14 protein-coding genes, 3 tRNA genes and 3 rRNA genes are annotated in these 19449 nt (G+C 56.8%); 16 read left to right on the top strand and 4 right to left on the bottom strand.

What is annotated here, in order from left to right; all coding sequences use genetic code 11:
- Positions 1-250 precede the first annotated feature (250 nt).
- From ACR3EL_RS16970 to ACR3EL_RS16920, 11 genes are all read left to right on the top strand, one after another.
- A 16S ribosomal RNA gene (locus tag ACR3EL_RS16970) occupies positions 251-1706 on the top strand.
- Positions 1707-1854: 148 nt separating this feature from the next.
- A tRNA-Ala gene (locus tag ACR3EL_RS16965) sits at positions 1855-1930 on the top strand.
- Between the two features lie 28 nt (positions 1931-1958).
- Positions 1959-2035, top strand: a tRNA-Ile gene (locus tag ACR3EL_RS16960).
- A 488-nt stretch (positions 2036-2523) separates the two neighbouring features.
- Positions 2524-5352 (top strand): 23S ribosomal RNA (locus ACR3EL_RS16955).
- Between the two features lie 220 nt (positions 5353-5572).
- A 5S ribosomal RNA gene (gene rrf, locus ACR3EL_RS16950) occupies positions 5573-5687 on the top strand.
- The 16S, 23S and 5S rRNA genes sit together here with 3 tRNA genes alongside, the layout of an rRNA operon.
- Positions 5688-5773: 86 nt before the next feature.
- Positions 5774-5850, top strand: a tRNA-Met gene (locus ACR3EL_RS16945).
- Positions 5851-6102: 252 nt separating this feature from the next.
- Positions 6103-6813, top strand: a complete 711-nt coding sequence (locus ACR3EL_RS16940) for a hypothetical protein (RefSeq protein WP_170342586.1) — start codon at positions 6103-6105, stop codon at positions 6811-6813.
- A gap of 567 nt (positions 6814-7380) precedes the next feature.
- Positions 7381-8250 (top strand): glycosyltransferase family 8 protein, encoded by an 870-nt coding sequence (locus ACR3EL_RS16935; RefSeq protein WP_170342584.1) that lies wholly within the window; start codon positions 7381-7383, stop codon positions 8248-8250.
- Positions 8251-8711: 461 nt separating this feature from the next.
- A complete protein-coding gene (locus ACR3EL_RS16930) occupies positions 8712-9104 on the top strand; it encodes an MAPEG family protein (protein ID WP_170342582.1) in 393 nt (130 codons plus the stop codon).
- Between the two features lie 28 nt (positions 9105-9132).
- Positions 9133-9375, top strand: a complete 243-nt coding sequence (locus ACR3EL_RS16925) for a YciI family protein (RefSeq protein ID WP_254432984.1) — start codon at positions 9133-9135, stop codon at positions 9373-9375.
- A 120-nt stretch (positions 9376-9495) separates the two neighbouring features.
- Positions 9496-10725: an RNA polymerase sigma factor gene (locus tag ACR3EL_RS16920; protein ID WP_170583062.1), complete on the top strand. Its 1230-nt coding sequence runs from the start codon at positions 9496-9498 to the stop codon at positions 10723-10725.
- 48 nt (positions 10726-10773) lie between these two features.
- On the opposite strand, the gene ACR3EL_RS16915 is transcribed toward ACR3EL_RS16920, so the two are convergent.
- Positions 10774-11061, bottom strand: a complete 288-nt coding sequence (locus tag ACR3EL_RS16915) for a hypothetical protein (protein WP_170589195.1) — start codon at positions 11059-11061, stop codon at positions 10774-10776.
- Between the two features lie 82 nt (positions 11062-11143).
- Here ACR3EL_RS16915 and mgtE point away from each other — a divergent pair, with 82 nt between their 5' ends.
- The 4 genes from mgtE to ACR3EL_RS16895 are packed head-to-tail and all read left to right on the top strand — an operon-like array spanning position 11144 to position 14955.
- Positions 11144-12517, top strand: a complete 1374-nt coding sequence (gene mgtE, locus ACR3EL_RS16910; RefSeq protein ID WP_170342577.1) for a magnesium transporter — start codon at positions 11144-11146, stop codon at positions 12515-12517.
- A gap of 2 nt (positions 12518-12519) precedes the next feature.
- Positions 12520-13005, top strand: coding sequence for an ATP-dependent zinc protease family protein (locus tag ACR3EL_RS16905; RefSeq protein ID WP_170342576.1), 486 nt, complete (start codon positions 12520-12522; stop codon positions 13003-13005).
- Positions 13002-13907, top strand: coding sequence for a 30S ribosomal protein S6--L-glutamate ligase (gene rimK, locus ACR3EL_RS16900; RefSeq protein ID WP_093963715.1), 906 nt, complete (start codon positions 13002-13004; stop codon positions 13905-13907). The genes ACR3EL_RS16905 and rimK overlap by 4 nt, the downstream gene beginning before the upstream one ends.
- A gap of 4 nt (positions 13908-13911) precedes the next feature.
- The gene (locus tag ACR3EL_RS16895; RefSeq protein ID WP_170342571.1) at positions 13912-14955 is read left to right on the top strand and encodes a succinylglutamate desuccinylase/aspartoacylase family protein; all 1044 of its coding nucleotides are present in this window, start codon (positions 13912-13914) and stop codon (positions 14953-14955) included.
- A 64-nt stretch (positions 14956-15019) separates the two neighbouring features.
- Here the strand turns inward: ACR3EL_RS16895 and ACR3EL_RS16890 are convergent, their stop codons facing one another.
- Genes ACR3EL_RS16890 through ACR3EL_RS16880 form a run of 3 tightly spaced genes read right to left on the bottom strand, consistent with a single transcriptional unit; the run spans position 15020 to position 18047 of the window.
- Positions 15020-16165: an ABC transporter permease gene (locus tag ACR3EL_RS16890; RefSeq protein ID WP_170342570.1), complete on the bottom strand. Its 1146-nt coding sequence runs from the start codon at positions 16163-16165 to the stop codon at positions 15020-15022.
- On the bottom strand, positions 16162-17088 hold the full coding sequence (locus ACR3EL_RS16885) for an ABC transporter ATP-binding protein (protein WP_170342568.1): 927 nt from the start codon (positions 17086-17088) through the stop codon (positions 16162-16164). Before ACR3EL_RS16885 ends, ACR3EL_RS16890 begins: the two co-directional genes overlap by 4 nt.
- Positions 17085-18047 carry an HlyD family secretion protein gene (locus tag ACR3EL_RS16880; RefSeq protein ID WP_254432983.1) on the bottom strand — a complete coding sequence of 321 codons (963 nt, stop codon included), beginning with the start codon at positions 18045-18047 and terminating at the stop codon, positions 17085-17087. The genes ACR3EL_RS16885 and ACR3EL_RS16880 overlap by 4 nt, the downstream gene beginning before the upstream one ends.
- A 300-nt stretch (positions 18048-18347) precedes the next feature.
- Between ACR3EL_RS16880 and iolG the strand changes: the two genes are divergently transcribed.
- Positions 18348-19361 (top strand): inositol 2-dehydrogenase, encoded by a 1014-nt coding sequence (gene iolG / locus ACR3EL_RS16875; protein WP_170369999.1) that lies wholly within the window; start codon positions 18348-18350, stop codon positions 19359-19361.
- Positions 19362-19449: the final 88 nt, after the last annotated feature.

The following is a 19449-nucleotide window of genomic DNA, read 5'->3' as shown; positions in this document are numbered from 1 at the left end:
GTTATGTTCTTTGACATTGCTGGATACTGAAGAGATATGTGGGCGGTTTGGTTCGTTTCGACGGATTGAATGTCTGTATATCGCGCTCTTAGGGTTTCGGCCCGATGATTGAGTGTCAGCTTCACTGTTTGAGTGGTTCACTGATTTCTTAGGAGATCTGTGTACATCAAACAGATGACTTCATCTGGTTTAGCCACCAGATGAGATGTGCAGAGGTTCGAACGTCAAGGATAGGTTAGCAATAGCCTTTCAACTTGAGAGTTTGATCCTGGCTCAGAACGAACGCTGGCGGCAGGCCTAACACATGCAAGTCGAGCGCGCCTTTCGGGGCGAGCGGCGGACGGGTTAGTAACGCGTGGGAATATGCCCAAAGGTACGGAATAGCCTCTGGAAACGGAGAGTAATACCGTATGTGCCCTTCGGGGGAAAGATTTATCGCCTTTGGATTAGCCCGCGTTAGATTAGGTAGTTGGTGGGGTAATGGCCTACCAAGCCTACGATCTATAGCTGGTTTTAGAGGATGATCAGCAACACTGGGACTGAGACACGGCCCAGACTCCTACGGGAGGCAGCAGTGGGGAATCTTGGACAATGGGGGCAACCCTGATCCAGCCATGCCGCGTGAGTGATGAAGGCCCTAGGGTCGTAAAGCTCTTTCGCCTGTGAAGATAATGACGGTAGCAGGTAAAGAAACCCCGGCTAACTCCGTGCCAGCAGCCGCGGTAATACGGAGGGGTTAGCGTTGTTCGGAATTACTGGGCGTAAAGCGCACGTAGGCGGATCGGAAAGTTGGGGTGAAATCCGGGGCTCAACCCCGGAACGGCCTCCAAAACTATCGGTCTAGAGTTCGAGAGAGGTGAGTGGAATTCCGAGTGTAGAGGTGAAATTCGTAGATATTCGGAGGAACACCAGTGGCGAAGGCGGCTCACTGGCTCGATACTGACGCTGAGGTGCGAAAGTGTGGGGAGCAAACAGGATTAGATACCTGGTAGTCCACACCGTAAACGATGAATGCCAGTCGTCGGGTAGCATGCTATTCGGTGACACACCTAACGGATTAAGCATTCCGCCTGGGAGTACGGTCGCAAGATTAAAACTCAAAGGAATTGACGGGGCCCGCACAAGCGGTGGAGCATGTGGTTTAATTCGAAGCAACGCGCAGAACCTTACCAACCCTTGACATCCTAGGACCGTCCCAGAGATGGGTCTTTCACTTCGGTGACCTAGTGACAGGTGCTGCATGGCTGTCGTCAGCTCGTGTCGTGAGATGTTCGGTTAAGTCCGGCAACGAGCGCAACCCACGTCCTTAGTTGCCAGCAGTTCGGCTGGGCACTCTAAGGAAACTGCCCGTGATAAGCGGGAGGAAGGTGTGGATGACGTCAAGTCCTCATGGCCCTTACGGGTTGGGCTACACACGTGCTACAATGGCAGTGACAATGGGTTAATCCCAAAAAGCTGTCTCAGTTCGGATTGGGGTCTGCAACTCGACCCCATGAAGTCGGAATCGCTAGTAATCGCGTAACAGCATGACGCGGTGAATACGTTCCCGGGCCTTGTACACACCGCCCGTCACACCATGGGAGTTGGTTCTACCCGACGGCCGTGCGCCAACCTTTTGGAGGCAGCGGACCACGGTAGGATCAGCGACTGGGGTGAAGTCGTAACAAGGTAGCCGTAGGGGAACCTGCGGCTGGATCACCTCCTTTCTAAGGATGTATCTAGTTAGATTTGTTCGCAGATCTCGTGATACACTTAGCAGAAGATCAACAAGCAAAGTTGGTCAAACTCAAGGACCGAGCCGTCCTCATATCTCTTCAGACAGATGGATCCTGCGATTGGTGCTGGATCCGGCAAGGGGCCTTAGCTCAGCTGGGAGAGCGCCTGATTTGCATTCAGGAGGTCAGGAGTTCGATCCTCCTAGGCTCCACCATGATTTGCAGTCGGCCCTATTGAGAGATGGGTCGGTAGCTCAGGTGGTTAGAGCGCACGCCTGATAAGCGTGAGGTCGGAGGTTCAAGTCCTCCTCGACCCACCATTCCTCGCTTCGATCAGATCGTTGAGCACTTGTTTGAGTGTTCAGCCGTCCGATTGGACGTATCCTTTGACATCGTTAAGAGAGAAATCAATCAACACTGTTTGATTGGCGCCGAGTGTGGCGTTGATCTCAGTCGTTCTCATCTTCGGGTGAGCGGGTTGTGACACGGGTGTTTCCTCGCCTGTCCACGGCTATCGCGGCTGAAACGAACAGAGTTGTCCAAGTCAAGTACACTAACCCGCATAACTTAACGGTTATGCATTGTCTTCCATTCTCCGTGCGGGGCCGACCGACATCGGCAGCGCGGGTTCCAGGATGGAAGGCGGGAAAGTATGCTTTTGGTTCAGAAGAAAGATCGCCTTTAGTTACCAGCTGGGCGGTCGCGATTGATTTGATTACTAGCGCAGCTTTGGTTGTGTGCGGTCAAACGCACTCAAGTAGCCGAATAGGCGGTAGTGCCAATATCAAGTCTTTCTCTTTCTGGATCAAATCAAGCGCGAGAAGGGCGTTTGGTGAATGCCTTGGCAGCAAGAGGCGATGAAAGACGTGATACTCTGCGATAAGCCATGGGGAGCTGAGAATAAGCTTTGATCCATGGATCTCTGAATGGGGCAACCCACCTGAATGTTTGTTATTGTTAGCACAGCTGATCAATAATGAGCATGACCAGGTACTTAAGACCTGAATACATAGGGTTTTAAGGGCAAACCCGGGGAACTGAAACATCTAAGTACCCGGAGGAAAGGAAATCAATTGATACTCCCCTAGTAGCGGCGAGCGAACGGGGACCAGCCGAGCCGGATAAGTGAGAAGAACATGTTGGGAAGCATGGCCATAGCGGGTGACAGCCCCGTATTCGAAGCTTTGACGGACGTATTAAGTAGGGCGGAACACGTGAAATTCTGTCTGAAGATCGGAGGACCACCTTCGAAGGCTAAGTACTCCTTGCTGACCGATAGCGAACCAGTACCGTGAGGGAAAGGTGAAAAGCACCCCGACGAGGGAGTGAAACAGTACCTGAAACCGAACGCCTACAATCAGTCGGAGGCTCCTAGCGAGCTGACGGCGTACCTTTTGTATAATGGGTCATCGACTTGGTCTCACGAGCAAGCTTAAGCCGTTAGGTGTAGGCGTAGCGAAAGCGAGTCTTAATAGGGCGTATGAGTTCGTGGGATCAGACCCGAAACCGAGTGATCTAGGCATGGCCAGGTTGAAGGTGCGGTAACACGCACTGGAGGACCGAACCCACATCCGTTGAAAAGGATCGGGATGAGCTGTGCCTAGGGGTGAAAGGCCAATCAAACTCGGAGATAGCTGGTTCTCTGCGAAATCTATTTAGGTAGAGCGTCATCCGAATACCCCGGGGGGTAGAGCACTGGATGGGTAATGGGGCCCCACAGGCTTACTGATCCTAACCAAACTCCGAATACCCGGGAGTACTAGATGGCAGACACACTGCGGATGCTAACGTCCGTAGTGGAGAGGGAAACAACCCTGACCTACAGCTAAGGCCCCCAATTCATGGCTAAGTGGGAAAGCAGGTGGGACGACCAAAACAACCAGGAGGTTGGCTTAGAAGCAGCCATCCTTTAAAGATAGCGTAACAGCTCACTGGTCTAAACAAGTTGTCCTGCGGCGAAGATGTAACGGGGCTCAAGCCATGAGCCGAAGCTTAGGATGCCGTAAGGCATGGTAGCAGAGCGTAGTGTGACATAAGACTTATCCTCTTTAGTGTCTTTCGGGGCACCTTGGAGGATCGAGTCTTTTCGATGAAGCCGGCCTGTGAGGGATCCGGTGGAGAGATCACTAGTGAGAATGATGACATGAGTAGCGACAAAGAGTGTGAGAGACACTCTCGCCGAAAGTCCAAGGGTTCCTGCTTAAAGCTAATCTGAGCAGGGTAAGCCGGCCCCTAAGCCGAGGCCGAAAGGCGTAGGCGATGGGAACTAGGTTAATATTCCTAGGCCAGGAGGATGTGACGGATCACAGGTGTAGTTCAATCTTATCGGATTGATTGGGCTGCTGAGTGGTTCCTGGAAATAGCCCTCCATCAGACCGTACCCTAAACCGACACAGGTGGACTGGTAGAGCATACCAAGGCGCTTGAGAGAACGATGTTGAAGGAACTCGGCAAAATACCTCCGTAAGTTCGCGAGAAGGAGGCCCGGTTCCTAGGCAACTAGGGGCTGGGGGCACAAACCAGGGGGTGGCGACTGTTTATTAAAAACACAGGGCTCTGCGAAGTCGCAAGACGACGTATAGGGTCTGACGCCTGCCCGGTGCCTGAAGGTTAAAAGGAGAGGTGAGAGCCTTGAATTGAAGCCCAGGTAAACGGCGGCCGTAACTATAACGGTCCTAAGGTAGCGAAATTCCTTGTCGGGTAAGTTCCGACCTGCACGAATGGCGTAACGACTTCCCCGCTGTCTCCAACATCGACTCAGCGAAATTGAATTGCCTGTCAAGATGCAGGCTTCCCGCGGTTAGACGGAAAGACCCCGTGCACCTTTACTACAGCTTCGCACTGGCATCAGGACTGCAATGTGCAGGATAGGTGGTAGGCTTCGAAGCAGGGACGCCAGTTCCTGTGGAGCCTCCCTTGAGATACCACCCTTTGCATTCTTGATGTCTAACCGCGGTCCGTTATCCGGATCCGGGACCCTGCGTGGCGGGTAGTTTGACTGGGGCGGTCGCCTCCTAAAGCGTAACGGAGGCGCGCGAAGGTTGGCTCAGAGCGGTCGGAAATCGCTCGTTGAGTGCAATGGCAGAAGCCAGCCTGACTGCGAGACTGACAAGTCGAGCAGAGTCGAAAGACGGCCATAGTGATCCGGTGGTCCCGAGTGGAAGGGCCATCGCTCAACGGATAAAAGGTACGCCGGGGATAACAGGCTGATACTGCCCAAGAGTCCATATCGACGGCAGTGTTTGGCACCTCGATGTCGGCTCATCTCATCCTGGGGCTGGAGCAGGTCCCAAGGGTACGGCTGTTCGCCGTTTAAAGAGGTACGTGAGCTGGGTTTAGAACGTCGTGAGACAGTTCGGTCCCTATCTGCCGTGGGTGTAGGAGACTTGAGAGGAGTTGCCCCTAGTACGAGAGGACCGGGGTGAACGATCCACTGGTGGACCTGTTGTTGCGCCAGCAGCAGTGCAGGGTAGCTATGATCGGACAGGATAACCGCTGAAGGCATCTAAGCGGGAAGCCCCCCTCAAAACAAGGTCTCCCTGAGGGCCGTGGAAGACCACCACGTCAATAGGCCGGAGATGTAAGCGCAGCAATGCGTTCAGTTGACCGGTACTAATCGCCCGATAGGCTTGATTTGATCCAGTAACAGAAAGACAAATCACCAAAAGCATACACTGACCTTGAGTTGGACAATTACGTCGCTTTTGCTACGCAAATAGCGACGGTGTTGATTGATGTGAAACCCCGCAAGGGGTGACACAACAACCGTGCGGCAACGCGCATTCGCTTCGCGAATACGCTGCCTGCCGCGCGCCGCCTTTTTGCAAAGCAAAAAGAGCGACGGGGATTTTCCTCGGTTTGGTGGTCATAGCGCAAGTGAAACACCCGGTCCCATCCCGAACCCGGAAGTTAAGCACTGCAGCGCCAATGGTACTTGGGCTCAAGCCCCGGGAGAGTAGGTCACCGCCAAACCTAGAAAAATCCCCCCTCTCAAAAACGATGAAAAAACACGACCAGGTCTCAAACAGCCAAATAGGCAACAGACCAAACCAAAGTGTCGCGGGATGGAGCAGCCCGGTAGCTCGTCAGGCTCATAACCTGAAGGTCGCAGGTTCAAATCCTGCTCCCGCAACCAAACTCAAAAAATCAAACTACAGCCCGAAAACCCAAAATTGATCCACTGGATCAATTGCTCAACGTCTTCACCGCGTCAGGCTCAAAACCAGAAGGCGCAGATTCAAGCTGCGCAGTTTCACAAAACGCTTACAAGAATTTTCATGCCCTTCGCAATTTAATGATGTCTCCGTACTGTAAATTAAGTAAGTCTCATCGAATGGTCGTTGCTTAGCCAACACAGAAGCACAGGTCCGCAGCCTAAGGTGACAACATGCTGTCGAATTTTGGATGGAAGTGGTTAAAGCTTTTGCTAAACCGCCAACAGAAAACTGAAGGCGATGCGCTTCGCGTGTTGTCGGATGATCTTGGCCACTATCGAAGCGTACTTGAGGTGCGCTGCGTAGACGCTGCGGGAGAAGAGATCCCCTGGTACGCATACTCGGCGATTGAATACATCGATTCGTATGATTTGAACGGAGTTCGCGTTCTGGAATATGGCAGTGGGCACTCCTCAGTGTTTTATGCAAAACGTGGCGCGATGGTCACCGCGATTGAGCATAATCAAGGATGGTATGATGAGGTGTCAAAAACGCTGGCCCGATCAGCAGGGTTTGACATTCATCTCGCCACCGAACCCGAAACATATACCCGGCGACCTGAAGTGGCAGATGCGGATATCGTGGTGATCGATGGAACACATCGCCGTCTTTGCACAGCGTATGTCTTAGAAGAGGTAAAGGCCGGTCGAGCTGTTCCTGCGCTGATTGTCCTCGACAATTCTGAACGCTACCCAAGGGTTCTGGCTTCTCTCGATGCTGCAATGAGGTGGCCTCGTGCTGATTTCACCGATTTTGCCCCTATCAATGCGTATCGGCAGGTCACTTCGATCTATTTCAATCCCGCTCGTCAGATCTCGCGCCGTAGGGCGCCAGCTCCGATTGGCGGTCTGGGAGAGATTGCGCCGGATGACGGACCGCTTTAAGGCACGTGTATTCGTATTACTGACTGATAAGGGTTCTCATAGGCTGAGCCAATGCGTGCCGGGGCAAAGCTGGCCTCGGCATGGGCGCGGGTCCAAGGCCGCTGGGTGTGGCGGGTATGCCAGGGCACCCATCTCGCGATCGGCTACAAGATTAGGTAAGCCTCCCGTGGCAATACCAACTAGGGGCATGCCTCAGGCCTAGGCTTTGACACCCGTGTTGGGCAGATTGTCCTGCAAAGAGCCCAGCGCAAATAGGTCAGCCTCGGCATAGACAGCTTAGCTTTGCGCACCTAAAGCTTCTCACCAAGGGTTGGCAGAACATGCTCTCAAATGCGAAGGGTTGTAGTGTTGAGAGATCTTTGGGGTGACGCCAAATGTCTCGGTAGTTTTGGTCACAAAAAACCAAACTTGGTTTTCTCAAGCAACTCACTTACTTAAATCGGATGCGAAGCGCGCGCCTTAGAGTGCCACCGCAGACTGCGCTCGTGGAAAAACATGCTTGTTGAGCATGCATATTCAAGTGATCTTGCGTGCAGATGTCAGTGCACTTGTAGAAAGACGGTTGTGATGAATATTCTTTTCACTTTTGACAGAAATATGATCGCGCCATTGTCGGCGGCGCTTTATTCACTTGCTGCCACAAATGTTCGAAGTGATTTGGAATTGTATCTCGTGCATGGTTTTCCCGCATGTGACGAGCTGTTTAGGCTGCAAACCTTTTGCAACGACATAGAGCTCCGCACCCAATTCATTGAAATCTCAAACAACGCGTATTCGGAGATTTGGGGCACCTTGCGGGATGAACCGCATATTTCATCGGCGGCGCTCTACCGGTGTTCTTTGGGGAGCATTCTTCCAAAGACTGTTACCCGGGTCTTGTACTTAGATTGCGATACTTTGGTACTCAGTTCTTTGGCGGAACTATATGATCGAGATCTCGGTGGCAGCATAGTTGCGGCATATCAGGTTGGCAACGCACTTCATGAGGATTTGGGCGTGGGTCCGTCACAGTATTTCAGCTCAGGCGTTATGTTGATTGATCTAAACCTCTGGCGGAAACAAAACGTCGAAAAACGTGTGTTTGAAGTTCTTACAACCATGTCCGATCGGCTTGTCTGGCATGATCAATGCGCGCTGAATATCGCACTTGCAGGACAAGTCATGGGATGCGAGCGGAGATACAATTATACATTTTACCCTACACGTTTGATCGGCGATTTTGAGGTGCCGGTTATCCTTCATTTTGCGGGTTCCGTTAAACCGTGGACTGCGCCTCTTAAGCACCCTTGGGGCGGCATCTATTGCGAAATGGCCGGGCGCACGCCTTGGGCCGAACAACTGGATTTATCGCCCGATGCTGGAATGTCACCGAAGCGCAGATATCGCCGCCATTTGCTAAGGCGCTTTGGTTTGCACTGGCTCGCCCGTCGGATTTAGCTCACGAGAAACTGTGCTTGGAACCGGCCGCAGAGTACTACTTCATCGATCTTGCCACTCGCGCGGCGGATTTGTTGCCTTTCTCTCAGGCGAATTTTTGCACTAGGATCAACCGCCTATCTTGACATAGCAGCGGACCACTTCAGTGGTTGAAGACTGCAATTCTGTCGGATGTAGTAAATCTATTGTATTGCCAACCCAAAAGGGTCAACTGTCGGCGGTTTCATGCTCCCGCAACCAGCACAGTCGAACAAAACACCGAACGAGCCGCCTCAGGGAGGCATTGCTCGCCTTCCACCGCTCATTTTGCGCCAACCCAACCATCGCAGCCATACAAAAGGTAATACACGCGCAAAATGCGCAAGAATTGCAGCGCGCCACCAAAATATCTCAGCACCTGTCGAAATCTGAGAAAACCCGGCGTCCTTGGAGCACGAACCTGAAAACCGGAAGGACGATAGATGGTTTTTTTAACGACACCGATTTATGCGCTGCTTGTGGCGCTGGTCCGGCTCATCTTATGGTTTCGTGTCTCGGGGATGCGGTCGGCCACGGGCCAATCCATCGGCGTTGGCGGCGACATGGCACTGATGTTGCGCGTGCGCCAACACGGAATCTGCCAGGACTGGGCGACCTTCATATTGATATTGATGATGCTGGGCGAAGGGGGCGGAACACCAGCGCTTTACCTCAACGCGGCGGGCATCTTGCTGGTGACCGGACAAGTTGCGCATCCTTTCGGGCTGAAGATTGACAATGCCGCCCACCCGCTGCGCTATGTCTGTAATGGCACCAATATTTTGGCTGCGCTGATCATGGTGATTTGCATCGCAGCCCGGGTCTCCAGTCTTTGACCCAGAACTTTTTCAAAGGATTGTTGCTATGAAATACATGATGTTGATCTACACTGACCCCGCGCAGGAACCGGCCTATGGCACCCCGGAATTTGACGAGATGATGAGTGGCTTCTTTGCCGCCAATGAGCGGATGAAAGCGGATGGTGTTCTTCGCGATGGTGAGGGCCTGCAAGGGATCGAAACTGCGACCACCCTTCGGATCCGCTCCGGAAAAGTTGAAACCATGGACGGGCCCTATGCCGAAACGCGGGAGCATTTGGGCGGATAATATGTGGTTGACGTTGCTGACTTGGATGCGGCGCTGAAATACGCGGCACTGATCCCGGCCGCCAACTACGGCACAATCGAGGTTCGGCCTCTGATGGACTACAATCCGGCTGGATAATCCATGAAGAACGCCGCCCCCAAAGCGTTCGCAGTTGGACATGTCATTGATGATGTGTTGCGGCGGGATCGGGGGCTGCTTTTGGCCGGTCTGATCAACCGGTTGGGTGACTTCCAACTGGCCGAGGACGCACTGCAGGAGGCCGCAATCTCGGCCGTGAAACACTGGAGCCGCAACGGAGTTCCGGACAACCCGACCGCATGGTTGATGCGGGTTGGTTTGAACAAGGGCATCGATCGCATTCGAGCGCAACACAGGGAGGGACGGAAAACAGCAGCCCTGGCCATAACCCTGCCGGACTCTGTGACGGACGATATGTCTGAGCAGATACCGGATGACCGGTTGCGTCTGATCTTCACCTGCTGTCACCCCGCGCTGGACCAGAAATCACGCACCGCGCTGACCTTGCGCACGGTCTGCAACCTGACCACACGGGAAATCGCCGCGGCATTTTTGGACAACGACCAGACCATGGGCCAGCGCCTGTCCCGAGCCAAGGCCAAGATTCGCGCCAAGGGGATTGGCTACTCTTTTCCCGATCCGAAAATCTGGCCGGAACGTTTGGAAACGGTGCTGACGACCCTCTACCTGATCTTCACCACCGGATACGTGACCGAGGATACAGGACCGCGGGACCTCTGCCACGAAGGTATCTACCTTGCGCGGGTTCTGCGGGACCTCCGACCGGGAGAGCCGGAAATCGAAGGTGCGCTGGCCCTGATGCTATTGACCGATGCCCGCCGCCCTGCGCGTATCGACGCTGATGGCGCTATGGTGCCCGTAGAGGATCATGACCGAACACTTTGGCAGCAGGATCAGATACGTGAGGCGCAGGGCATCCTGGAAACTGCGGTCGACCAAAGAAAGCCGGGACCGTTTCAACTCAAGGCCGCCATTGCGGATTGCCACATGATGGCGCCGGCCCCGGATTGGCGGCAGATGTCGCTGCTGTATCAGTCCTTATGGGCCTGCGAGCCAACCCCGGTGGTTGCCCTGAACTGGGCCGTCGTGATGGCCGAGGCAGGTCATGCCCAACTGGCCTTGGACAAGCTGGACAGCCTACGGCCCGATCTTGATGATTTTCAGCCCTGGCAGGCGGCCCGCGCGCATATTCTGCAGAAGACGGGCCGCACCGCCGCGGCTGCCGCGGCCTATCGGCAGGCCATAGAGGCCGCACCGAATCTGGCGTCCAGAAAGTTTCTGCAACAAAGACTGCAGCGGCTCGCGCATTGAGGATCTGACAAGATCAGGAGCCATTGCGCCGATTGCTAGGACCGGGACTCAGCTAGTGCCTTCCGTGTGGGCCAGCATTTCCTTGCCGACCCGCCGATAGTTCACGAAGGAATTGGCGCTCATGACGACAAAGAAGCTGTCCATATCAATCATGACATAGCCCATTTCCAGAAGTTCGCGGGTCAGAGCCGTGATGTCCTCCTGGTACAGCCTTCTCCGGCCACACAGTTCACGCAGCAGCTTCTGCGGGATGCGATACCGGCCCGAGGCCTTTCCTCCGAATTCCCGGGTATAGAGCCCGGCCAGGGTTTCTGCGGCATTCGTGAAGTCAGACATTCTAAATCTCATATAATTTTGTCTATAGACAAAAAATTATCACCTATATAAAGGAACGACAACCCAATTGAATGGCTAAGGCATGGACGGAAACGTAGACATTCCCTCAACCGACGAAGAGCTTTCGGTTCGGATCAAGGAAGCGGTCGAGCAGTCCAATGCGTCCGAGCTTGAGGCGCTTCTGGATCCGCTGACCAGCAGCGAAGCCCTGCGCGAAGTTCTTCAGCTGACACCGGCTGAGCGCGATACCGTTCTGGAGATCGTTCCCGTTGGGCTTGCCGCGGAACTGGTCGAAGAAGCGCCAAACGAGATGGCGGTCGAGCTTGTGGAACGCCTCAAGCCCGAGCGTGCTGCCGAGATCATCGAACAGCTGGATTCGGACATTCAGGCCGACGTTATCGGCGAGTTGGATACGCCGGATGCCGAGGCCATCCTGTCCGAAATGGACGCTGAAGAGGCTGCGGATGTCCGCCTGCTCAGCACATTCGAGGATGACACCGCTGGCGGTCTGATGATGACCGAGGTGTTCAAGTTCCGCGACACGCAGACCGTTGGCAATGTCCTGCGCGAACTTGCTTCGGACGACGAGGATTTTGAAAGGTATCGCGGGCAGCACCCCTATATTGTCGATTCCGAGGGGCGCGCCGTTGGCGTGGTATCGCTGCGCAGCCTGCTGACCGCCAAGCGCAGCGAAAAGCTGACAAGCATCATGGTTCAACCTCTGACCGTGACCGTGGACACCCCGTTGGAACAGCTGGAAGACGTGTTCAACGATCACCCTTTCCTGGGGGTGCCGGTGGTTTATGCCGACGGAGTCCTAGCGGGTGTCGTGTCCCGCACGGCGGTGGCAGAAGCCATTTTGGAACGCTCGGAAAGTGAAAGCCTCAAACGTCAGGGTGTGGTTGGCGACGAGTTGCGCTCGATGCCTTTGTCGGTGCGGTCCCGTCGCCGGCTGGCCTGGCTTGCGGCCAACATCGTACTCAACATCATCGCGGCCAGCGTGATCTCGGCCTACGAAGAGACTCTGGCCGCCGTGATCGCGCTGGCCATCTTCCTGCCGATGGTATCGGACATGAGCGGCTGTTCCGGCAACCAGGCTGTCGGCGTCACCATGCGCGAACTGAGCCTTGGATTGGTACGGCCGCAAGATGCCGTGCGGGTCTGGATCAAGGAAATTTCGGTCGGGGTCATCAATGGGATCGCGCTAGGTGTTCTGATCGGGCTGGTCGCGTGGTTCTGGAAAGGCAATCCGGCCCTGGGTTTGGTGATTGGTACTGCGCTGGCACTCAACACGATGCTGGCGGTATCCATCGGCGGTGTTGTTCCTTTGCTGCTGAAGCGGATCGGACAGGACCCGGCCGCCGCAAGTGGCCCGCTGTTGACCACGATTACGGACATGGCCGGCTTCTTCTTCGTGCTGAGCCTTGCAACCCTTATGATGCCCTGGCTGGTGTGATCATGGCAAACGTATCGGACAAGGGTCAGCCGCAGATGCCGAAAGTCATTGGTTGGATGGAATACATCGACCTTCCCGACCTGCCATTGAACGACATCAAGGCCAAGATCGACACCGGCGCCCGCACGTCAGCGCTGCATGCAACCGACATTCGGCGGTTTCAACGGGACGGACATCACTGGGTGTCCTTCCTGACGGAGGTGCCGGGCGGAGAAGGCATGATCCGTATCGAGGCTCCGATCAAGGAACGGCGCAACATCAAGAACACCAGCGGAATTCCTGAAAACAGGATCGTCATCCGAACCACCATCCGGTTGGGCGACGAAACCTGGCCGTTGGACCTGTCTCTGACCGATCGCACGAACATGACCTTTCAGATGATCGTGGGCCGGGCGGCGCTGAAGAACCACGCAATCGCCGTTCACACCAAGCGCGCGCATCTGTTGCGCGGCAAACCAAAACACCAGGACAAAGGGGATTTGTCATGAAGATTGCCATGCTGGCGCGCAATGCCAACCTGTACACGCACCGCCGCCTCAAGGAAGCGGCCGAGGAGCGTGGGCATCAGCTCGACATCATCGACACCCTACGGTGCTACATGAACATCGCAACCCGTCGCCCCGAGATCTATTACAACGGCGAAAAGCTGACGGGGTATGACGCGGTGATTCCGCGGATCGGTGCCTCGGTCACCTTCTACGGAACCGCAGTGCTGCGTCAGTTCGAAATGATGGGTGTCTACCCGTTGAACGAAAGCGTCGCCATCGGTCGGTCGCGCGACAAGCTGCGGTCGATGCAGTTGCTGGCCCGCGACGGTGTCGGTCTGCCCGTCACAACCTTTGCTCACGACCCCAAACAGACCGACGAGGTGCTGAGACTGGCCGGTGGCGCGCCCATCGTCATCAAGCTGCTGGAAGGGACGCAAGGCATCGGTGTGGTTCTGGCCGATACGGACCGGTCCGCCAAATCGGTTGTCGAGGCGTTCCGCGGCGCGGGTGTGAACATCCTGCTGCAGGAGTTCATCAAGGAAGCCGGCGGAACCGACATTCGGGCCATCGTGGTGGGCGGCAAGGTTGTCGCTGCGATGAAACGCACCGGTGCGGAGGGCGATTTCCGCTCGAACCTGCATCGCGGGGGTTCGGCCAAGGTGGTCAAACTGACACCGGAAGAGCGTGCAACGGCCGTTCGCGCGGCCAAGTCGATGGGCCTGAATGCCTGCGGCGTCGACATGCTGCGCGCCAATCACGGCGCTGTGGTGATGGAGGTCAATTCCTCGCCGGGTCTGGAGGGCGTGGAAAAAGCCACGGGTCTGGATATTGCCGGAAAGATGATCGAGTTCCTGGAAAAGAACGCAAAAGCCGGAGCCACCAAGACCAAGGGCAAAGGGTAACGGCATGGCAAAGCGGCAGCCATTCACGATCGGCCACGCCACGGTGGCGCCGGGATCGCGGCTTACCGTGGATCTGCCGGTCAGCGTTCTGTCGGACCATACCCCGGTGACCATGTCCGCGCATGTGGTGCATGGCCGACAGGACGGGCCCACCGTTTTTGTCAGCGGTGGGGTGCATGGTGATGAGGTGATCGGCGTCGAGATCATTCGCCGTCTGTTGCGTGCGCCCAACCTGGCGACATTGAAAGGCACGCTGATCGCGGTGCCGATCGTGAATGCGTTCGGCTTCATCAACCATTCCCGCTATCTGCCCGACCGTCGCGACCTGAACCGGGTGTTTCCCGGCAGCGAGAACGGGTCGCTGGCCTCGCGGCTGGCGCATCTGTTCATGACCGAAATCGTCGCCCGCTCGGATCTGGGGATCGATCTGCATTCGGCGGCGATACATCGCACGAACTATCCGCAGATCCGGATCTCGCCCGACAACCCTCGGACCAAGGAACTGGCCAGCGTTTTCGGAGCACCGATCGTCATCCAATCTCCCCTGCGCGATGGATCATTGCGCGGCGCGGCGAAGGCGCAGGGGAAAGATATTCTGTTGTACGAAGCGGGCGAGGGTCTTCGCCTGGATGAACTGTCGATCCGCGCGGGCCTTGCAGGCATTCTGCGGGTACTGAGGCACATGGGGATGGTTCCCGCCAAGCGGATCTCCAAGCCCAAAGCGGCACCGCAGTTCTGTTCGTCAAGCAAGTGGTTGCGCGCCCCGATGGGTGGGATCCTCCGGATTTACAAAGCGGACGGTGAACTTGTCCGCAAAGGTGATCTGTTGGGTGCCGTATCGGACCCGTTCGGCGAAGCCAGCGAGGACATCATCGCTCCGTTCGACGGATTGATCGTCGGGCGTGCGGTCATGCCTGTGGTGAATGAGGGCGATGCCGTGTTTCACCTGGGGCGGGTCGGGTCCGTGGAAAAGGCCGAAGACTCGATGGAAGACATCAACGCGCAGCTGGAAGATGATCCCATGTTCGACGAGGACGAGATCATCTGAACGGTCCGACACGGATAGGAGACTGGCAATCCAGACACTTGGGGCGGCCTTGGTCGCCCCTCTATTATCCCAGGCGTTTCTTGAACCTGAGCGTCGCGGCCAGCATCCCAAGGACGGCAAACCCGATCATCCACAGGATGTCACCGCGCAGAGCGTAAAGCGTTGCATCCCGCAGAACCACGCCGCGGATCATGTCCATGAAATGGGTGGCCGGCAGCACTTGGGAGATCACCTGAACCGGCTTGGGCATCCCGTCGAACGGGAACATGAATCCCGACATCAGGATCGAAGGCAGCAGAACGAAAATCGTCATCTGCATGGACTGCAGCTGGTTCTGGGCCAGTGTCGAGATCACTAGGCCAAGCGACAGGCTGGCGATGATGAACAGAAGCGTTACCACCAGCAGCGGGATCATCCCTCCGTTTATGGGGACGTCGAACAGGAAATGTCCCAGCCCGAGGATGATCGCGACCTGCAGCAAGCCCAAGAAGATGTAGGGAATGATCTTGCCGATCATCAGTTCGATGGATTTGACCGGGGTGTTGATCAGCATCTCCATGTTCCCCCGCTCGCGCTCTCGGACAATGGCGGCCGAGGTGAACAGGATCATGGTCATGGTCAGGATGACACCCACAAGCCCGGGCACGATGTTCACCGCCGAACGTTGCTCGGGATTGAAATACAGCGTGACCTCGAAGGTCGGGACCTGACGGTTTGGCGGCTGTCGCAGCAATTCGGTCAGTGGCATGCTGCGCAGGGATTTGATGGCGCTGGCCACCATGGTGTCCGACCCGTCCACGATCCAATGAGCCACGGGGCGGCTGGATGTCTGGTTCGTCGCGTTGGGCAGACCCAATCCGATGGACGGGCTTCGGGCAAGCCGGTCATCGACGTCGGGCGGAATGATGAACGCGGCGCGCACGGTGGACTCGGTGATCGCCTGTTCGGCTTCTTCCGGGGTCGAGAAGACCTCGGTGATGGTCACGACCTGCGTAGCCTGAACGATCTGAGCCAAGGTCCGGGACAGCGACGAATCGGCCTGATCCACGATCCCGACCGGTATATGGCGGATGTTGGTGTTGATTGCGTATCCGAACAACAGCAGCTGGATTAGCGGGATCATGATGACCATGGCAAAGGTCATCCGGTCGCGCCGCAGTTGCAGCAGCTCTTTCTTGAGAACGGCGGTGATGCGGCGGAGCGATTTCATTGGGCGGGCCCCTTCGTCGCGCTGACGAACACGTCTTCCAGATTGGGGCGCTGCATCGACATCGTCACGTTGGGAAAGTCCGAAAGGCGCGACGTGATCATCGCCATCGGTTCGGTTTCCGACTTGTCCACCAGAACGCGCAATCGGGCACCCACCTGCGCCGTCGACAGCACCTTGGGCGTGTCGTCCAGCAGGTGTTTGACCTGCCGCAGCCCCTCACCCTCGACCTCGATCACGGTGGCGTTCAGGTCTTCCATCAGTTGCCGGGGCGATCCATCCGCCTTTTTCACCCCATGCTCGAGAATGGCCAGCTTGTGACACCGTTCCGCCTCGTCCATGAAATGCGTGGACACGATCATCGTCGCGCCCTGATCGACCAGGTCGAACAGCTGTTCCCAGAAAGACCGGCGGGTTTCGGGGTCGACGGCCGATGTCGGCTCGTCCAGAAACAACAGCTTGGGGCCGTGCAGCACCGTGGCCGCCAGCGCCAGTTTCTGCCGCTGCCCGCCGCTCATGCTGCCGCTCAGTTGATTGGCGTTTTCGGTCAGGTCGTAGGTTGTCAGCAGTTCGTCGATCCGGTCGGCAGATTTGCGGCGCGGCATCCCATAGATCTCGGCGGCAAAGCGCAGGTTCTCCAGCACCGTCATGTCGCGGTAATACGAAAAGATCTGCGTCATGTACCCGATTTCATTCTTCAGCGGCTCGGCGTATTGCGGCATCGGTCGGCCCAGCACCGAGACGGATCCGCTGCTGGGCGTCAGCAGTCCGGTCAGCATTCGCATCGTCGTTGTCTTGCCGCAGCCGTTCGGGCCCAGAAACCCATAGATCTGACCCTGGCGTATCTCCAGGTCCAGGTTGCTGACGGCTGTCTTTTCCTTGAATCGGCGCGTCAGACCCTGGGTCGAGACCACCAGATCACTCATGGCATCTTCACCTGAACGGGAACGCCCGCAGGCAGATCTCGGGCGGTTTCCGGCAGGTCGATTTCTGCCAGATAGACCAACCGCGTCCGATCATCCTTGTTCAACCCGTAGTAGGGGGTGAAGGACGGGTCGTCGCTGACCCATCGCACGGTGCCCGTCAGAGGTTGGTCCAGCCCGTCGACCCGAACCTCGAGAGAGTCTCCGGGAGCGATGTCCACCCGGCTGGGTTCGGGGACATAGACGCGGGCGAAAGGGGCCGCGCCGGACACCAACACCGCGACCGGGCTGCCCTGGGCGACCCGTTCCCCCAGGTTCCAGGGAAGGGAATCCAGGATGCCGTCCCGTGTCGCAACAACCGTCAGGTCATCCAGAACGGTCTGCTCGGCGGCAACCGCCGCTTCGGCCGCCCGCACATTGGCCCGGGCAACCGACAGATCTTCGGGGCGGGTTCCGTTTTCCAGTTCTTTCAGGGACTCCCGAGCGCTTTCCAGTGCCGCCCGAGCGGAATCGCGTGCGGCAATATCCTGGTCCAGGCGCGCCTGGCTGACGACCGAGTTGACGACCAGCTGGGAATTCCTCTGATACACGGCCTCTGCGTCCAGCAGACGCGCCTCGGCACCGGCGACGTTGGCGCGCGCGATCGCAATCTCTTCCTCGCGCGGGCCGACTTCCAGTTTCAGTAGCGTGGCCTGCGATTTTTCCAGTTCCGCCTGCGCGAGGTTCAGCTTCGCGGTCTGCAGATCCGTGTCGAACCTGACCAGCACGTCGCCGACCTTGACCGGAGACCCTTCTGCTACAGGCAGTTCCACGATGATCTCATTGGCCGTTGCCGTCAGTGCGACCCGGTCCCGCGCCAGAACTCCCAGCGCGGTGCCGGTGTTCTGGCCCGAACATCGGTCCAGCAACGCAGCAGGGAGAATGGCCATGACCAGCAGCGGAATCGGCAGGGACACATTCATCAAATCATCGTCTCCTTGGTCGGGGCGGTTTGGTATCGGTGTCAATTTCTGCCCCGACTCAAAGGTTTAACAGACGATTGAAAAATCACAAAAGCAGAACCAAACGGGCCAAAACCAAGCCATCCAAGGATGCCCAGGCTGCAAATTCAAGAGATTGACCCCGCCCACGACCGGCTGAGTTCTGTCCTGACCGCGGTGCAATGGCGGGCAAGAGCGCGGGCACATACAGGGCGCAAATAATCCTTGCAACCGGTTGCAAAAAAGAACATGCTCCCGCCAGAAATATACCCAGAGGTCACAATGCTCAGAATCGGATTGCTTGGAGCAGGGCGCATCGGAACCGTCCACGCGCAAGCCATTTCGGACCACCCGGACAGCACGCTTGTTGCGGTTTCGGACGCAATGGAAGACGCCGCTGCACGTCTGGCGCAAGCTCATGGAGCCGTGGCGCGGACGTCGGAGGACATCATCGCCGACCCGGATATCGACGCGGTGCTGATCGCCACGCCGACGGATACGCATTCGGACCTCATCGAAGCGGCGACCGCCGCGGGCAAGGCCGTTCTGTGCGAAAAGCCGGTCGATCTGGACCTGAACCGCGCCTTGGCCTGCCAGCGAGCCGTGTCAGGTACCGGTCAGCCGGTCATGATCGGGTTCAACCGGCGTTTCGATCCGGGCTTCGGCGCATTGAAATCCGCCGTTCAGTCTGGCGAGATCGGAAGCCCGGAATTGCTGTCGATCACCTCGTTTGATCCGGCCCCGCCCCCGATTTCCTATGTGAAAGTCTCGGGAGGATTATTTCGGGACATGACGATACATGATTTCGACCTCGCCAATTTCATCATGGGTGACGTACCAGTCACTGTTTCGGCCGTTGGCACATCGACCGTGGACCCGGCCATCGCCGAGGCAGGGGATGTGGACACAGCCGTCGTCACCATGACCTACAAGGATGGTCGGATCGCCGTCATCAAGAATTCTCGCCGGGCCGTATACGGCTATGACCAACGGGTCGAGGTGTTGGGGTCCGGCGGGCTGCTGCAGGCGTGCAACGTGCTCGAGAACAACCTGGTTAAATCCACGGCCGATGGCGTGATCAGTGCCAAGCCGACCTACTTCTTCCTCGAACGCTACATGCCTGCCTATCGGGCGGAATGGGATGCGTTCGTGACTGCGGTCAAGACCGGATCCGCTGTGCCGGTGCCGCTGGAAGACGGCGTCGCAGCGCTGGCCCTGGCCGAAGCTGCGACCCGGTCGGCCCGGACGGGTATTCCGGTAAAGCTAGAGGAAATTTTGAAACCGGTTGCAAAATGACGTGAAGTATTGAAACTGAAACGGCCCCGATGCGTATCGGTGCGACAGAGATTCGGCCTTGCCGGATGAATGGGTCCAGGACCCGGAC

It is taken from the genome of Ruegeria sp. BJ3 (genome assembly GCF_056535665.1).
Note: the sequence above shows the minus strand (reverse complement) of the source record. Positions and strands in the feature narration are given on the sequence as shown.

Coding starts and splice junctions, on each gene's coding strand:
- ACR3EL_RS16940 (WP_170342586.1), top strand. CDS start 6,103: ATGCTGTCGAATTTTGGATGGAAGTGGTTAAAGCTTTTGCTAAACCGC.
- ACR3EL_RS16935 (WP_170342584.1), top strand. CDS start 7,381: ATGAATATTCTTTTCACTTTTGACAGAAATATGATCGCGCCATTGTCG.
- ACR3EL_RS16930 (WP_170342582.1), top strand. CDS start 8,712: ATGGTTTTTTTAACGACACCGATTTATGCGCTGCTTGTGGCGCTGGTC.
- ACR3EL_RS16925 (WP_254432984.1), top strand. CDS start 9,133: ATGAAATACATGATGTTGATCTACACTGACCCCGCGCAGGAACCGGCC.
- ACR3EL_RS16920 (WP_170583062.1), top strand. CDS start 9,496: ATGAAGAACGCCGCCCCCAAAGCGTTCGCAGTTGGACATGTCATTGAT.
- ACR3EL_RS16915 (WP_170589195.1), bottom strand. CDS start 11,061: ATGTCTGACTTCACGAATGCCGCAGAAACCCTGGCCGGGCTCTATACC.
- mgtE (WP_170342577.1), top strand. CDS start 11,144: ATGGACGGAAACGTAGACATTCCCTCAACCGACGAAGAGCTTTCGGTT.
- ACR3EL_RS16905 (WP_170342576.1), top strand. CDS start 12,520: ATGGCAAACGTATCGGACAAGGGTCAGCCGCAGATGCCGAAAGTCATT.
- rimK (WP_093963715.1), top strand. CDS start 13,002: ATGAAGATTGCCATGCTGGCGCGCAATGCCAACCTGTACACGCACCGC.
- ACR3EL_RS16895 (WP_170342571.1), top strand. CDS start 13,912: ATGGCAAAGCGGCAGCCATTCACGATCGGCCACGCCACGGTGGCGCCG.
- ACR3EL_RS16890 (WP_170342570.1), bottom strand. CDS start 16,165: ATGAAATCGCTCCGCCGCATCACCGCCGTTCTCAAGAAAGAGCTGCTG.
- ACR3EL_RS16885 (WP_170342568.1), bottom strand. CDS start 17,088: ATGAGTGATCTGGTGGTCTCGACCCAGGGTCTGACGCGCCGATTCAAG.
- ACR3EL_RS16880 (WP_254432983.1), bottom strand. CDS start 18,047: ATGAATGTGTCCCTGCCGATTCCGCTGCTGGTCATGGCCATTCTCCCT.
- iolG (WP_170369999.1), top strand. CDS start 18,348: ATGCTCAGAATCGGATTGCTTGGAGCAGGGCGCATCGGAACCGTCCAC.